Raw genomic sequence first — 14,577 nt, forward strand, 5'->3', positions numbered from 1 at the left:
CGGGCGGGGGACCGGGGGCGCAGACGACGGGCATGGACGGACGGCCCCGTGTCCGGACCGCACTCGCCCTCCTGTGGCTCCTGGTCGGGCTGCTCGCCGCCCGCCAGGCCACCGCCGTACTGCGCCTGCCCCCCGGGGAGCGGCTGACCGACCTGGAGACCTGGATCGGCCCCAGCGGCGTCCTGCGCGCACCCGGCCCGCTGTACGAGAACGGGACGTTCACCGGGACCCCGTTCGCCGGCCTCGCCCTCAAACCCCTCACCCGCGCGGCCGAGCAAGGCCTGGGCGTCTTCTGGACGTTCGGCACGCTCCTGCTCGTCGTCGCGCTCGGCTTCGTCGCCGCGAGGGCGCTGCCGCGCCCCGTGTCGCGGCGCACGGCACTCTTCGCGGCACCGGTGGCGATCGGCCTCATGGTGCTGTCGCTGCCCGTCCGCAACACCTTCACGCTCGGCCAGACCAGCATCCTGCCGGTGCTCCTGGTGCTGGTCGCCATGGGCCACTGGCCGCGGACCTCGCACCGCCTGTCCGGCGTCCTCATAGGCCTGGCCGCCGCGCTCCAGCCCACCGTGCTGCTGTTTGTGCCCCTGTTGTGGATGACCGGGCGCAGGCAGGCCGCGGGGACGACGGCCGCCACGTTCGCCGGGTGCTCCGCCCTCGCCTGGGCCGTCTCGCCGGGCGACTCCGCCACCTACTGGCTCAGCCATGTGGCCGGAGCGGGCCTGGGGGAGGCCCCTGACAGCCTGCACAACCAGTCCCTGCACGGCCTGCTCCTCAGGCTCGGTCTCAGCGGCCCGCTCGAACTCGCCCTGTACGCCGTGCTCGCGGTCACCGTCGCCGTCATCGGCCTGCGCCGGGCCGCGCGTTACGCGGCCGACGGCCAACTCCTCCTCGCCGCCGCCCTCACCGGCTGCGTCGCCGTGGCCGTCTCGCCGACCGCCTGGCTGCACCAGCAGCTGTGGATCCTGCTCGCCGTCGTCGGCCGCGTCGGCCGCCGCCGGGCCGACCGCCTCGCGTGGCCGGTCCTCGTCGTGATGGTGATGTCCCTCAGCGCCGCCGCTGTCGCGCCCACCTCCAAGGGCCTGCACCTCATCGGCCAGAACGCCCCGCTGCTCGTCGCGATCGCCGCCGCCTGCTGCGTACCGTTCCTGGACCGCCGCTCGCCCCACTGGGCCCGCCCGGTGCCCACGCCGTACGCGGACCGGGTCCCGGCGTACGGCGAGGGCGGGCGCCGCCGCCTGGTCCCGCTGCTGCGGTTTGTGCGCCGCCCGCTGTCCCGCCCCAACCTGCTGCTCGAACTGCTGCTGATCCGGGCCGGCTACTTCGCCTACTCGTACATCCGCGGCTCCGCGCCCGAGACGCGGTCGACGGCGGAGGAGCACGGCCGCCAGATCCTGGGCATCGAGTCGGCCCTGGGCATCGACGTCGAGCACGGGTTCAACCATCTGGTGGCCGGTTCGTGGCTCGAGGGCGGGATGAACTACTACTACTCGACCTTCCACTTCCTGGTCCCGCTGTCCCTGCTGGGCTGGATGTACCTGCGCCGGCCCGTCGCCTACAGGTGGGCCCGCACCGCCCTCGCCATAGCCACGGTTCTCGCTCTGGTCGGGTTCTGGCTCTACCCGCTGGCACCGCCCCGCCTGATGCCGGGCCTTGGTTACATCGACACGGCCAACGGTTCACAGAACCTTTCGCATCCCGAATTCGGCCCCATGACCGACCTGGCGAACCAGTACGCGGCCATGCCGTCGCTGCACGTCGGCTGGTCGCTGTGGTGCGCGATCGTGATCGTGCTGCTGGCGCCCAAGCCGTGGCTGAAGTTCCTCGGGGCGCTGTATCCGGTCCTGACCCTCGCCGTGATCGTCGGCACCGCCAACCACTACCTCCTGGACGCGGTGGGCGGCGCGGTCGTGGTGGCCGCCGGGTTCGGGCTCCAGTACGTGCTGTGGGGCCGGTCCAAGGAGACCGGTCTCCAGGACGTGGCGCCGGGCCGTGTCCTGGGGGCGGGCTCGCGGCGCGGACCGGAGGCGGCCCGTGAACAGGTGCCGGAAGAGACCGCCCCTGGACCGCACGCCGCTTCTCTGACTAAAGTCAGAGAATGGACGAGGTGAAGATCGCCCGGGTACGCCGGTTCAACCGGACCGTCGCCGAGCGGCTGGGCGCGCTCAACGACCAGTTCCTGGGCCGGGACCGCCCCATCGGCGAAGCCCGCCTCCTGTGGGAGATCGGCGAGGAGGGCCAGGACGTACGGGCCCTGCGCGCGCGGCTCGACCTCGACTCCGGCTATCTGAGCCGCCTCCTGCGCTCCCTGGAGGCGGCCGGGCTGGTGACGGTCGACCCGAAGCCGGGAGACAAACGGGTGCGGACCGTGCGCCTCACCCGGGCCGGTTCGGCCGAGCGGGCCGTGCTCGACGAGCGCAGCGACGAACTGGCCGCGTCCTTCCTCGCGCCCCTCACCCGTGACCAGGGCGAGCGCCTGGTCGGGGCGATGAGCGAGGTCGAGCGGCTGCTGACCGCCGCGATCGTCGAGGTCGCCCCCACTGGCCCGGCGAACCCCGTCGCCCAGCACTGCCTGCGCGCGTACTTCACCGAGTTGGGGCGGCGCTTCGACACCGGCTTCGACCCGGCGCGCAGCCTCCCCGCCGACGCCACCGAACTCACCCTCCCAGCAGGCCTGTTGCTGGTGGCTCGACTGCACGGGGAGCCGGTCGGCTGCGGCGCGGTGAAGTTCCACGGTGGCGAACCCGCCGAGATCAAGCGCATGTGGGTCGCGGAGGAGGCGCGCGGACTCGGCCTCGGGCGGCGGATCCTCCAGGAACTGGAGGATCGGGCAGCCGCCCACGGGGCCCGCGTCCTGCGCCTGGAGACCAACGACGCGCTGAAGGAGGCGATCGGCATGTACCGGTCGGCCGGTTACGACGAGGTCGAGCCCTTCAACGACGAGCCGTACGCCCACCATTGGTTCGAGAAGCGGCTGCCGGGCCGCCTGGCGGCGGACCGCGCGGCGGCGGCTCACTGAACGGTTCGGCGGCTGGCTGAGCGGTTCGGAAGGCGGCGGCGCGCGGAAGACGGGGTTCGGAAGGCGGCGATTCACAGGGCGGCGGAGGCCAGCGGGGCTGTACTCCGCCGCCCCGTCGGATCGCCGCCTTCTCAGCATCAGCCCGGCTCCGGCCGGTCGCCAGTCGAACGGCTTATGCGCTGGTGGGAGCGCTGCCGGGCGGGGCGTTGGACGTGCTGCCGGGCGGGTTGCCGGACGTGCTGCCGTGTGTGCCGTCAGGCGTCGCGCCCGGCGTGCGCCCGCACTCGAACCACACCGTCTTCCCGCCCTCGTGCGCGGGCTCCACGCCCCAGCCGTCCACCACCGCCGCCACCAGGGCCAGCCCGCGCCCGCACTCGTCCAGCGCCCCGGACGCGCGCACGTACGGCTTCTCCGGCGAGCCGTCCCACACCTCCACACGTACGCCGCCGGGCCGCCGCAGCACGAGCACCGAGCAGCGGCGGTCGGGCACGTGCCGTACGACGTTGGCGAGCAGCTCCGTCACCGCCAGCTCAGCCGCGTCCACCAGGTCCGACAAGTCCCAGAGTTGGAGGTACGAGCGCACGATCCGCCGTACGTGATGGGGCGAGTGCTCACCGACGGTGAAGCGCATGTGGTGCTGTGCGGGCTGGGCCGGCCGGGGCGGCTGGGTAACGCCCGCCCTGGCGAGGTCAGTTGTCCTTTTCACGCCACGAGTGTCAGTGGGGTTGGCTACTCTCGGCTATGGAGTGAACACAACCTGTTCCGTTGGTTGGTTGAGCGAGGGGGAAGATCATGGTGAACATCCGGGAACTCGACCCGAGCGCGTCGCCGTTGGCTTTCTACGGGGCGGAACTCCGCCGCTTCCGTGAGGCCGCAGGCCTCACCCAGCAACAGCTGGGCGACATCGTCTACTGCTCGGGGTCCCTGGTCGGACAGATCGAAACAGCAAAGAAGCTCCCGACCCGCGACTTCACGCAGTGCGTGGACGCGGCGCTGAACACGGGCGGGGCGCTGATCCGCATCCTGGAGCGGGGTCGGCGGAGTTGATCGCCCGTGTGATGGAGGAACGCTATGGAGAGCAATCCCGACCTGACCGGAACACAATGGCGTAAGTCCAGTTACAGCTCGGACACGGGCGGAGAGTGCCTGGAATGCGCCCCACTTGGCGCCGTCCAGTGGCGCAAGTCGAGCCACAGCGGCGACCACGGCGGGGACTGCGTCGAGTGCGCTCCCCTCGGCGACGCCCAGTGGGCCAAGTCCAGTTACAGCGGCGACACCGGCGGCAACTGCCTAGAGGCCGCCGCCATATCCGCCGCTCACGCCTCCGTCGCCGTCCGGGACTCCAAGGATCCGCACGGCCCTGCCCTCACCTTCACGCCCGCCGCCTTCGCGGAGTTCGTATCGGCCACCGCTCGCGGCGAGTTCGGTTGACGCGGCGGCTCTACCCCGAGGGGGGACCGTACGACCACGGCATGCTCGACGTGGCGATGGGCAGCTCGTGTACTCGGGAGTGTTGGCCCACCGCCGCCGGGACGTGAGCAGCACGGCGAACGTTCCCTGGGAGCTGTCCCGCGCCTGACCCGACAGCGAACTCGTCCTCGTGGACGAGGCGGGCCACGGGTTCGGCGACCCGGGAATCTAGGGCGCCACCACTGCGCTCGTCTGGTGCTCGCGGACCGCGATTCGGGCCAGTTTCGTGAGCATCATGCCGTTGCGGACCGCGACGACGTAGTCGACGGGGAGCCCGTGCATCCGGGTGCCGGGGCCCCGGAGCGGGTGCCAGTCGAGGACGAAGAGGGTGTTTCTCGCCCCAGGGGATCAGGTTCATGGCGATGCGCGCCGCGCCGAACGGGCCCGCCTTCGCCTCCAGTTCCAGGCGGTGCCTCCGCGGATCGCAGATGCGGACGATGCAGGTGTCGTCGAGGGTCAGCGAGCCGACGCCGACCCGGACCCGCAGGCGGGCGCCCACCTCCGGCCAGTTGGGGTCCGCGGTGAGGACCTGCTGGGTGCCCGTCACCCACTCCCCGTACCGGTGGCCGTCGGACAGCAGGTCCCAGACCTCGGACGGCGAGCTCAGAATCAGTCGGCGGTTCCGGGCCACGCCGACCACGCTCCTTCCGGAGGACGGGGCGGCATGGCAGGCGCCGCCGCTCATGGCGCCCCGATACGTGCGGGCTTTCCGACCCTAGCCGCGCGCCCACCCACGGGCACCCGCAGCGACGGCCGAGGCCCGGACGGGGCGGGCCCGCTCGCCGGACCCGCCCCCAGCCCTGGGCGGCAGCGCAGTGCCCTCGGCCTGCCCCGCTCCGCTCGCCCAACCAGGTGAACGCGGCCAACCGGCCCTCAGCCGGCCGGCTTCTGCCGCGAGGTAGGCGACGGCGAACTCGCCCGGCATCCGCGGAAGGGTGAGCCGCGGCGGTGGCCGGGGCCGGGCTCGGACAGCGCCGCTCGTTGCAGTCCGGGCGTTGCCCTCCAGCGGACGACCGAATCGCTGGCCAAAGGCCGTGTGAAACGGTCGGAAATCAGCCGCGGAATTCGGGTTCGTGGAACGTTACTGCAACGCCCTCTCCGCGATTCCGGCGCCTTTCGCATCGGCTGCGCCCTGGCCTGTTCCACCTCTTTCGCGTGAACTCGCATGGTGGCAGCTTGATTTCCGAGAGTTCGCCCCATCGAGAGGAAGGACCCGAATTGACCACGGGAATCAGGGGATGCGACAACCAGTCGAACGCCCATGTGTCATTCCTCAACGAAGAGCACGCGGGAGACAGTCAGACGGTCGGGCCGAGGTCGTACGGCGACGTCTACGCCTGGATCTCGCAGCACAAGGAAAGGCCGTTGAGCGTCCAGACCGGGCGGGGCAGGTGCATCATCTGGGATCAGGACTGGAAGGTCAAGGGCGAATGGGATGACGGAACCGGCGAATTCGACCTGGCAAAGGTCGAAAGCAGTCCGCAGGACTACAAGATGACGGTGAGCGCGACCGGAGACATCTCCATCCAGAAGACGTGAATGTCCAAAGGTCTCGAAACGCCGTAAGGGGGAGTAGCACATGTCCATGACGGACTGGGCCATCACCGGTCAGATGGAGAACCGCACCGGAAACTGGGTCTACTACATCTGCTCAGGAATAGCGGCCTTCGCGAACATTCACTTCAGTCGCCACGTCGACAATCCGAACGAGGACCACATGGCGACGAATGACGGCCTCTATTACTACTTCGGGTTCACCGGAACCTTCAACCAGGCCGCGCAGCACGCTCCTCAGGCGGTCCGGCAGGCGCTGGTGGACGCGTGGAACAACTATTTCACCACCAGGTGACATGGTGTCGTGAAGCGCGCGGAGGCAGCGGCGAACGCCGTTGCCTCCGCGCCGCGTTCAGGACGGAAACCCCTCACCTCAACGCGGCAGCCCGAAAAGCTGGCCTCATGCCTCAACGCAGCCGTCCCGAACCCGAAAGCCGGAATGAGAGGCAGAGGGTGGCCTCTGGCGGGCCGCAGGGAGCCGTGACGGCGTCACCCGGTCCAGGTGTGGGCGACGTCCACGATCAGACGGTCGCCGTTCTGGAACACCTGGAACGGCAGCCGGGCCCGCACACCCAGGCCGATCTGGCTCTGACCCTCGTAGCTCGCCCCGAACTTGGCGTCCCGGAACGTCTTGTACCCGGACACGTTCACACCCGGCAGGGGCTGCGCGCCCTTCCCTGGATAGGTCTGCTCGATCGTGGCGGGGTCGTAGCTCGGCGCGTTCACGATGATCTGCAGGATGGCGCCGCCCTTGACCGGTATGTACTTGCCGGAGCCGTCCTGATAGAACCTGTTGACGTAACCGACGTGGTAGCCCACCTTGCCCGTCACGCCGCTGATGTCGAAGACGATGCGGTCGAAGCAGGTGTGACGGCCGGTCCTGACATTCCTCAGCGGCTCGGTGTCCGTGCCCGTGGCCGACTTGAGCGTGCTGCCCCAAGCGGTCGAGCAGGCCGTGGCTTTGGCGGCCGACTGGGTAGCGGCCCCTGCTACTCCGGCCGTGCCCATGATTCCGACGGCCGCCAGCGCCACCACGGCAGTCGCTTTCCTTAACCCTCGCATGACGTACCCCCAACGAAGTGTGTGCAGCTCTTGATAGGGAGACGACCTGGTCTGCCGGGGCGTTGCGGGCGCGGGTGGAATTGGCCGATTTTGTGACAAATTTATGGCGGGTGGCGTGGATGTGGTCGGTCTTGAACGGAGACCGTGCGGGGCCCGGCCGGTGGTGAAGTGTGGATGAACGGGGGCGGGTCGGGCGCGGGGCGCGTGGGCTCTCCGAAAACCTGTGGACGTCCGCTTTCGGCCGCGGCAAGCTGATGCGCTTGTGACCTCCACCGCGCGCGGCGCCGAATCCCCCGGCCACATATCCGTACCCGACGGGCTGCCGGACACTGATGGGCTGCCGGACGCCGGCGGACTGCCGGGCGCCGGCGAGGTGCCGGACGTCGGCGGGCTGCCCGATCCCCCTCACCGGCCGCTCAGGTCAAGGAACTTCGGGCTGTTCTTCACCGCGCGCGCCGCGACGCGACTGGGCACGGCCATGCTGCCGGTCGCGCTCTCGGCGGGGCTGCTGCAGCAGGGCATGGGTGCGACGGAAGTGGGCTACGCGCTCGCGTCCCACTTCGTCTGCGTGGCCGGATTCATCGTCTTCGGCGGTGTCTTCGCGGACCGGTTGGACGCCCGGCGGCTGATGGTGTGCGCGGACGTGGCGTGCGTCGTCACGCAGTCCGTGATGGCCGCGATGTTCCTCGGCGGGCGGGTCAGCCTGTGGCAGCTGTGCGCGGTGAGCGCGGTGAGCGGCATCGCGACCGGGCTGTTCGAGCCGGGCGTCGCGCGCACGGTGCCGGCCGTGGCGGACGACGTCCAGGCCGCGAACGGGGCCGTACGCACCGCCGAGTCGCTCGCCACCCTCGCGGGGCCGGCACTGGCGGGGGCGCTCATCGCGGTCGCCTCGCCGGGCGCGGTGTTCGCGGTGCACGCGGGTACGTACCTGGTCAGCGCGGTGTGTCTCGTACTGCTGCGGCTGCCGGTGCGTACCGGTCCTCCGCGCGCGGGCACCAGCACGTACTGGGCCGATCTCGCCGAGGGATGGCGGGAGTTCAGGGCGCGGACATGGATGTGGGGGACGATCGTCGTCTGGATGGTCCTCATGATCACGGTGGCAGGCCCGCTCGTGCCGCTCACATCCGTCGAGATCATCTCGACACACGACGCGCAGGCGTACGGGCTGGTCAGCTCCGCGCTGGGCGGCGGGACGGCACTGGGGGCACTGCTGGCGATGCGGATCCGGCCCGTCCACCCGCTGCGGGCGGGGTCTTTGGCGCTGTTCGGCTTCGCCTGCTACCCACCTGCGGTGGGCGCAGGGCTTCCCTTCGCGGCGGTGGCTGCGGCGGCGGCCATCTCCGGAGCGGGGGCCGGGTTCTGGAGCGTGATGTGGGCGACGAGCGTCCAGACGCAGGTGCCGGGCTCGGTCCTGGGCCGCATCAAGGCCTACGAGGCGGCGGGCTCGATCGTGATGATGCCGGTCGGCCAGGCCCTGGCGGGCCCGGCCGCCACCCTGCTCGGCACCCGAACGGTCCTCCTGACCAGCGGGGCGATGGGGGTGGCGGTGTGCGTGGCCTTGCTGTCCGTCCCGGCGATTCGGGGGTTGCGGAGGGTGACGGGCTTCGGTACGCCTGCGGGTCAGCGGTCGTAGTAGGGGGCCAGTGGCGCCGCCAGGTGGGGGAACTCCTCGGTCACGTCGACCTTTGCCGCGAACTTCTCCGGAACGTTGGTCGAGCGGTTCGTGTAGGTGAACACCACGTTCATCACCGTGCGCACGCTCGACAGCCGCGTGGGCGAAACGTCCACGCACGTGAGCGAGGAGTCGCGGTCGAGCTGCTCGGCGGCCTTGGCATAGATCGCGGGGTAGCGCATGGTCAGGTAGTTGACCGCGCGGTGCTCATCCGCGGTGCCGGTGTTGTCGGCCAACTCCCTGAGGTAGTCGAGCAGTTCCCTCGAACTTTGCCGGTACGACTCCTCTGACAGGCTGTCGGGGCGCGGGATGGATTCGAGGAAGGAGCCGGTGTCGAAGGAGTAGATCTGGTCGATCGCGACCATGGGAACGGTCAGTCCGTTGCACCGGTCGGGCGGCGCCAGGGGGCCGAGCGCGCCGATCACGACGTCGGTGTCCGACGGGGAGGGGGAGGGGCGCAACGAGTCCAGCAGCAGGTCGAGATCAGTGCTGTCCCGTGGGATCAGAAGGTAGGTGTCCATGCCCTGGACGGTCAGCACCCAGCACATCATGCGGGCGAGGTAGCGGTTGGCGGGGTCGGAGAGCACGGTCCGTACCGCCTGGCGGTCGGTGAGCCCCACGGTCTCCGCCCGGCCGGTGGCCTGGGCGTACTCCTTCTCGATGCCCAGGCTGGGGAAGCGTGCCTCGATCTGCCCGATTGCGTACACGAACCGCTGCCGGTCTTCGGCCACCGGCAGCACCGGCGGGGCAGCGGGCGCTGCCGCGGCGCCTGGCGGTGAGCCTGCGGACATGCCTGCCGCGCGCGGGTGCTCGCTTGGCGCGGGCGCGGGCGCGGGGGCGACTGGCGGCTCGTCAGGAGGCAGGTCGGAGTCGGGGCTCATGTTCTCCTCCTTCGGGGAGGTCTGGGAGGCGGGAGGTCTAGCGGGCGGGTAGGTCTGGCCGGCGGATGGTGACGGCAGGCGGGCAGGCCCGCAGGCCGATGCGTCTAGCGGGAGACGAAGCGCACCCATTGATCGAGCGCGGCGGCGCGCCCATGGCAGCCGCCGCAAGGCCTGATCCCGGCTGCCGTCGTGGCCTTCTTGATCGCATCGCCCAGGCCGATTTCTTCTTCCTCGACCAGGAAGCCCGGCAAGCGCACCCGGAACCGCGCGGGGCGCGAAGCGGATGGCTCGGTCTCTCTCTTCGTCCTTATGGGATCCGTGCTCATGGGCGGTGCTCCAGAGTGGACAGCGGACCTGCTCGGTAGAGCGATACGGCGTCGAGCAGTGGCGGGACGATCCCGCGACGGGCGGAGCGGGCGCCCGTCAGGGCGAGTTGTAGGACGGCGCCTGGGAGGCTGGGGGCAGCCGACCAGGCCAGGGCCAGTGCACCGGTGACGAACGCGGTCGAAAGGCTGGTACCGCTGAGGGTGGTGAGTGGCCGTCCCAGGTCGGCGCTCCTGGGTCCAAGACTTTCGACCGGGGTCCCTGGTGCGCGAACCCCCCGTCGCCCGACGGAGATCCCGAGATTGCCCCCGGGCAGCGGGCGGCCCGTTTCGTCGCAGGACGTGACAGGCACGACGGACGGGTGCGACACCGTGGGCGAACCGCCCAAGCCGCCGCTGTTTCCGGCGGCGACGACCACGATCACCCCTCGCCTGGCCGCAAGGTCCAGTGCGTTCCGGACGGGCTCGTTCTGCGACCCTGCTGTGACGAACCCGGCGCTGAGGTTGACGAGCCGTACGCCTGCCGCGACGCACTCCGCGATTCCGGCGGCCAGGTCTTCCGGTCGGGCCACCGGGTGCCCCTCGTCTCCGTCCGCTCCGTCCGCGAGAACCGGCCGTACGAGCACCCGGCAGCCGGGGCAGATCGCGGGTGCCCCGCTCGACCGCTGGGCCGCGAGCACTCCGGCCACTGCGGTGCCGTGTCGCGTGGCCGTCCCGTCGGACGCGGCCGTGTCGCCGGACAGGGTATGGGCGCGGGTAATGGCGGCACCGGTAAGCGCCTCTTCGGCGAAACCAGGGTTCCCGGAGTCAACAGGGCCGTCCAGCAAACCGATCGTGATCGACGGGTCACCGTCACACACGGCCATGACCCGGTCCAGACCGGTGATCCGTGACCACACCACGTCGGCCGGACCTACGGTTTCAGTGTGCAAGGTGGCGGAGGGAATCCTGCACAGTCAGCCCAGTAATGCCCGCAGAAGCAGATGCAGGCATCAGACACCCCGCAGTTTTGGATGCAATTCTGGAAGTCGCCATAGCAATCCATCGGGACAAGCCGCTCGGGGGCTGCACCTTGCTGTGGGGCTGTCGCGTAGTGGTGAGAGGCCCGATAGACCGAGTCCTCGGCAGTGAATCCAGGTAGCAGCATGACGCTTCATCCCTCTCGCTGCTCCGCGGAGATACGGATGAACGGCCGGCCGGCAGGTGCCGCCAGCAGTTGCGCTTCCCTTTCAAGGCTACGCTTGTTGGGGTGGTCCGCCATGTCGGAGCGGGCCGAGGCAGCGGCCAACGATAGCCGTAGCCTGCGGCGCCCGATGCGGGTCTGTCTCAGAGCCTGCGGCGCTCGATGCGGGCCTGCCTGGCTCGCGCGAGGCGCTCGGCGCCGGCTTGGCCGCGCTCCTGAGCGTGCTTGTCCCAGCGGGCGGGCTGGAAGAACAGCATCTCGTAGCTGCCGGGCACGACGACCACGCCACCGAACGCGGCGTCCCCGGCGACCCACACCCCACCCTCGGTCCCCTTGGGCCACCCGCGGCCCCCAACTCCCTTGACAGCTCGCATCAGTGGCGCCGTTCCGGGCTTGTCATCAGCGATGCGCATTGTGAAGCGGTCGCCGTATTTGGTCCAGGACGATTCCTTCTTGATGATGCGGGGGCGGAACTCCAGGGGGTAATGACGGAGAATTTTTCGGCACTTACCCATGTAGATACCGAAGATGAACCGGTATGCCGTGTACATGAAGACCAGGACCGCGGCGACACTGAACAGGCTCAGAATCGGGGATTCGGAGATGTCCAACTTCGCCAGCGTGACCGGGATGGCGATCAAGATGGTGGTGACCACCATCCGGACAGCCAGGTCTTTGGTCAATCGGAGGTAGTTGCGCTTCAATACCTCCCTCGCACCCACAGTGTGGGGTGGGGTGGTGACTTGGGGGGCTTCGGACATCAATATTTCCTTTCGGTTCGGGCTGGCTCTGGGCTATCCGAAGGGGCTCCTGGCGGTGTCGGTGCCGGAACTCCGTCCTGTGTCCTCGGCGGCCGGAAGCGACGGATCGGTGAACGTCAGCGTGGAAGCGGCGCCAAGCAGTACGTTTCGGTAGTCGTCGGAAAGGTGGGCGGCAGCCGTCACCAGCTGCATCATGATGATGTCGGAGCTGCCGGTGCCTGCTACCGTCAGAGTTCCTTGCCAGACCGTGCCTTCCAGGGCTCCTTCACTCCCTGTAGGCGGTCGCCCCGGTGCTGTGGTGCGCCGATTCAGCTCGGTGAGCACGCCAGGACCGCACGGGAGTTCTACGGACTGCAGATCCTCTTCTGGCCTTTCACAGGCCGTCTTCACCGTGCTGGCGAGGGCGAGACGGGGATCAACTCCGGGTACGGCAATGCTTGACACTGTGAGAACCGAAAACAAGATGCCGTCATCACCATCCGGGTGCAATCCAATGGCACATCCCTGCACTTGCTGCGAGTTCAGCAAAGTAACGAAACCTGCGTAGAACTGCAGAACCCGTTCGGCCTTCTCTCGGGCCTTTTCAGGGAGGCTCAGTACCCAGGTCGCCAATGCCTCGACATGGTCAAGTTCGGGATGGAGATCCAGCTGAATATAACCGTGGGGCAAGCTGTACCAATAAGAAGGCCTCGACTCGCCGCCGGGCGTCGGGAAAGCGTCAATCACCGGCCGTCTGACCTTCCCGATCTGGCGTAGCGCGTGTCACAGTACCCCCGCAAGACCCAAGATCCCGTGCGCGGTGGCAGCGGCCTTGGTTGATTCGGCAGCGTTGTGTAGGGCGCCTTCCTTCGGTACAACCCCAAGGGACTCCCCGGAGGAGATGAGGTTGGCCCCTACGTTGACGCCGTTCGTGCCGATATCCCCCAACCGCTTAGCTGCCTCTCTTCCTCCGGCGGCGAAGGCTGAAGCACCTTCATTTGCGGCCTCTGAAGCCTTCCTCCCCACAACATGAGCGAATTCCTTGGAGAATTCCGCTACCTTCTCCGAGCGTGAGGCGGCAACGCCCCATCTCTCGGCAGTAACCGCAGCCTCGGCGACTTCTTTGCCAGCCCGCCCCAGCGCACCGACTCCCGGGGCCATGCCGACGAGATCACCGGCGACGGAGGCGTAAGCGGAGAACGTGTCCATGTTCCACCCGAACTTATCCCCGGCCAGGGCGGACCTGAATTCAGGATCACTGAGATTCTTACCCATCGACACCACGCTTGCTGCGAGTGCGATGCCGGCGAAAACCGGTGTCAGCGGAGTGGGGAAGAGCGCGAGCAGCCCAGCGATCGAGCCGATGGTTCCCGCATGCTCCGCAAGGAGTTCGAGGCCCTTCTTGACGCCCTCCCAGATGGTGTTGACGGCCTTGCTCAGCCAGCCCGGTTCCCTCGGTGCCAGCTTGTCCGTGGCTCCGTCGAGTGCGCGGGCGACCGTCTCCGCCTGGTCCGCGTGCGAGTGCTCCAGCATCTCGGCTTTGCGGATGATGTCGTTGTACTGACTGTCGGCCCTTTCCAGGGCCGTGGCGGCTTCGTTGAGGCTGCTCTCGGCTGCTCGCAGGCGGGCCGTCGCCGCATCAGCCTCTTCTTGCGAGGGGTACTGCTTGTCGGCGAGCTTGAGGTCGGGGTGCTGCTGGGCCTCGGCGTGACGCTGCTTGGCCTTGTCGGCCGCGGCCTTCCGGTCACCGGCTTCGTCGTCGTATTTCCGCGCCAGGTCTCGGTGCGACGTGAGGTCGCCGTCCCAGACCTTCAGTTGCGCCGAAGCCTTCTCCAGGGAGCGCGCGGCATTCTTGATGTACGTCGGCAGCTCACCGTCCAAGGCCTCGCGGAAGGCCTTGGCGGCGTCGCCCTCCCAATAGCTGCTCTCACCGATCAATCTCTGGAGCTGACTGTGGCAGTTCCGCAAGGAGGCTGCAGCGGCCGTGACTTTCTGCTGAAGTGCATCCACTTCGCCGGGAATTCCCGGAACCGGGTTCCAGCCGAGATGGGGGTAGGGGTTCACAGCCATTAGCGCGCCCCCGAGTTGCCGGAGCCCGAGGGAGATGACTTGGCCATGTCCTGGAAGGCCTTCTCGAAGGCCTCCTCGACTTGTTCGTACGCCTTCTTGTTGGCCTTCACGCCCTCGCTGATGGCATCGATCATCTCTTTGGTCTGTTCAGCCCCGTACTTCCAGCGCTCCTGGAATCCGTCACACGCCTCGTCCAGGCGCCTGGTTCCGATCTGGTCAGCACGGACATGGCCCAGAGCGGAACGCGCTTCGTTCAGGTCCCGGACGCACGTCTCAAGCGTCCGGAGAAACGTCCCCAACTGATCTGTATCCGCTTTGAAATGCTCCCCCATGGAACGGAGTTCTCTCCCTGTCCGTCGATGAACTTGTTGCGCATGCTCGGCGTGGTCCCGCCGTCTGGTGCGATGGCGCGTGAGCGTGTCCCAGGGGCTGGCCGGGCGAGGTGCGTCCGAAGGGATGGTTGCTCAAGTTCCCCCGGTTGATAGGGAGTTGGCAGCCTCCCAGGCGTGTCGACCCGGCTTTGGCGGGCACCCCCAAGATCCTTACAGGCACCCTACACGGGGTGTTGAACGGGCGGCAGCGGCCTGGGCGTGGGTGGGGGAGAGG

15 protein-coding genes and 2 pseudogenes are annotated in these 14,577 nt (G+C 68.8%); 7 read left to right on the top strand and 10 right to left on the bottom strand.

Going from position 1 to position 14,577, the window contains the following annotated elements; all coding sequences use genetic code 11:
• Positions 1–32 precede the first annotated feature (32 nt).
• Entirely contained in the window at positions 33–2,108 is a 2,076-nt protein-coding gene (locus AOK16_RS03485; RefSeq protein ID WP_079101021.1) for a bifunctional glycosyltransferase 87/phosphatase PAP2 family protein, read from the top strand.
• Positions 2,096–3,016, top strand: a complete 921-nt coding sequence (locus AOK16_RS03490) for a bifunctional helix-turn-helix transcriptional regulator/GNAT family N-acetyltransferase (RefSeq protein ID WP_055470728.1) — start codon at positions 2,096–2,098, stop codon at positions 3,014–3,016. The genes AOK16_RS03485 and AOK16_RS03490 overlap by 13 nt, the downstream gene beginning before the upstream one ends.
• Positions 3,017–3,188: 172 nt before the next feature.
• On the opposite strand, the gene AOK16_RS03495 is transcribed toward AOK16_RS03490, so the two are convergent.
• On the bottom strand, positions 3,189–3,722 hold the full coding sequence (locus AOK16_RS03495) for an ATP-binding protein (protein WP_338058468.1): 534 nt from the start codon (positions 3,720–3,722) through the stop codon (positions 3,189–3,191).
• A gap of 86 nt (positions 3,723–3,808) precedes the next feature.
• Between AOK16_RS03495 and AOK16_RS03500 the strand changes: the two are divergent.
• Both AOK16_RS03500 and AOK16_RS03505 read left to right on the top strand, forming a co-directional pair.
• Positions 3,809–4,042: pseudogene (locus AOK16_RS03500) on the top strand (helix-turn-helix domain-containing protein); the annotation flags it as partial.
• 45 nt (positions 4,043–4,087) lie between these two features.
• Positions 4,088–4,447 (top strand): DUF397 domain-containing protein, encoded by a 360-nt coding sequence (locus AOK16_RS03505; protein ID WP_055470730.1) that lies wholly within the window; start codon positions 4,088–4,090, stop codon positions 4,445–4,447.
• 207 nt (positions 4,448–4,654) lie between these two features.
• On the opposite strand, the pseudogene AOK16_RS03510 reads toward AOK16_RS03505, so the two are convergent.
• A pseudogene (locus tag AOK16_RS03510) lies at positions 4,655–5,117 on the bottom strand (SRPBCC family protein).
• A gap of 587 nt (positions 5,118–5,704) precedes the next feature.
• Between AOK16_RS03510 and AOK16_RS03515 the strand changes: the two are divergent.
• Together AOK16_RS03515 and AOK16_RS03520 are read left to right on the top strand one after the other, a co-directional pair.
• Positions 5,705–6,025: a hypothetical protein gene (locus tag AOK16_RS03515; protein ID WP_055470731.1), complete on the top strand. Its 321-nt coding sequence runs from the start codon at positions 5,705–5,707 to the stop codon at positions 6,023–6,025.
• A 40-nt stretch (positions 6,026–6,065) separates the two neighbouring features.
• Positions 6,066–6,335: a hypothetical protein gene (locus tag AOK16_RS03520; protein ID WP_055470732.1), complete on the top strand. Its 270-nt coding sequence runs from the start codon at positions 6,066–6,068 to the stop codon at positions 6,333–6,335.
• A 194-nt stretch (positions 6,336–6,529) separates the two neighbouring features.
• Here AOK16_RS03520 and AOK16_RS03525 read toward each other — a convergent pair whose 3' ends face one another.
• Complete coding sequence (locus tag AOK16_RS03525) at positions 6,530–7,102, bottom strand: AMIN-like domain-containing (lipo)protein (protein ID WP_055470733.1); 573 nt, start codon at positions 7,100–7,102, stop codon at positions 6,530–6,532.
• Between the two features lie 373 nt (positions 7,103–7,475).
• On the opposite strand from AOK16_RS03525, the gene AOK16_RS03530 reads away from it, so the two are divergent.
• Positions 7,476–8,735, top strand: coding sequence for an MFS transporter (locus AOK16_RS03530; RefSeq protein ID WP_449657467.1), 1,260 nt, complete (start codon positions 7,476–7,478; stop codon positions 8,733–8,735).
• Here the strand turns inward: AOK16_RS03530 and AOK16_RS03535 are convergent.
• The 7 genes from AOK16_RS03535 to AOK16_RS28930 all read right to left on the bottom strand — a co-directional run bounded on the left by AOK16_RS03535 (position 8,723) and on the right by AOK16_RS28930 (position 14,105).
• The gene (locus tag AOK16_RS03535) at positions 8,723–9,655 is read right to left on the bottom strand and encodes a cyanobactin maturation protease PatG family protein (protein WP_157859089.1); all 933 of its coding nucleotides are present in this window, start codon (positions 9,653–9,655) and stop codon (positions 8,723–8,725) included. The genes AOK16_RS03530 and AOK16_RS03535 overlap by 13 nt on opposite strands.
• A gap of 104 nt (positions 9,656–9,759) precedes the next feature.
• The gene (locus AOK16_RS03540) at positions 9,760–9,981 is read right to left on the bottom strand and encodes a hypothetical protein (RefSeq protein WP_055470734.1); all 222 of its coding nucleotides are present in this window, start codon (positions 9,979–9,981) and stop codon (positions 9,760–9,762) included.
• On the bottom strand, positions 9,978–10,910 hold the full coding sequence (locus tag AOK16_RS25135; protein ID WP_157859090.1) for a S8 family serine peptidase: 933 nt from the start codon (positions 10,908–10,910) through the stop codon (positions 9,978–9,980). Before AOK16_RS25135 ends, AOK16_RS03540 begins: the two co-directional genes overlap by 4 nt.
• 394 nt (positions 10,911–11,304) lie before the next feature.
• A complete protein-coding gene (locus tag AOK16_RS03545) occupies positions 11,305–11,865 on the bottom strand; it encodes a hypothetical protein (RefSeq protein ID WP_157859091.1) in 561 nt (186 codons plus the stop codon).
• A gap of 90 nt (positions 11,866–11,955) precedes the next feature.
• Entirely contained in the window at positions 11,956–12,648 is a 693-nt protein-coding gene (locus AOK16_RS26990) for a hypothetical protein (RefSeq protein WP_157859092.1), read from the bottom strand.
• A 36-nt stretch (positions 12,649–12,684) separates the two neighbouring features.
• Positions 12,685–13,971 carry a WXG100 family type VII secretion target gene (locus tag AOK16_RS03550; protein WP_055470736.1) on the bottom strand — a complete coding sequence of 429 codons (1,287 nt, stop codon included), beginning with the start codon at positions 13,969–13,971 and terminating at the stop codon, positions 12,685–12,687.
• The gene (locus tag AOK16_RS28930) at positions 13,971–14,105 is read right to left on the bottom strand and encodes a hypothetical protein (RefSeq protein WP_276202469.1); all 135 of its coding nucleotides are present in this window, start codon (positions 14,103–14,105) and stop codon (positions 13,971–13,973) included. The genes AOK16_RS03550 and AOK16_RS28930 overlap by 1 nt, the downstream gene beginning before the upstream one ends.
• Positions 14,106–14,577 lie beyond the last annotated feature (472 nt).

This window comes from Streptomyces pathocidini, assembly GCF_001418495.1.
Taxonomy (GTDB): Bacteria; Actinomycetota; Actinomycetes; order Streptomycetales; family Streptomycetaceae; genus Streptomyces; species Streptomyces pathocidini.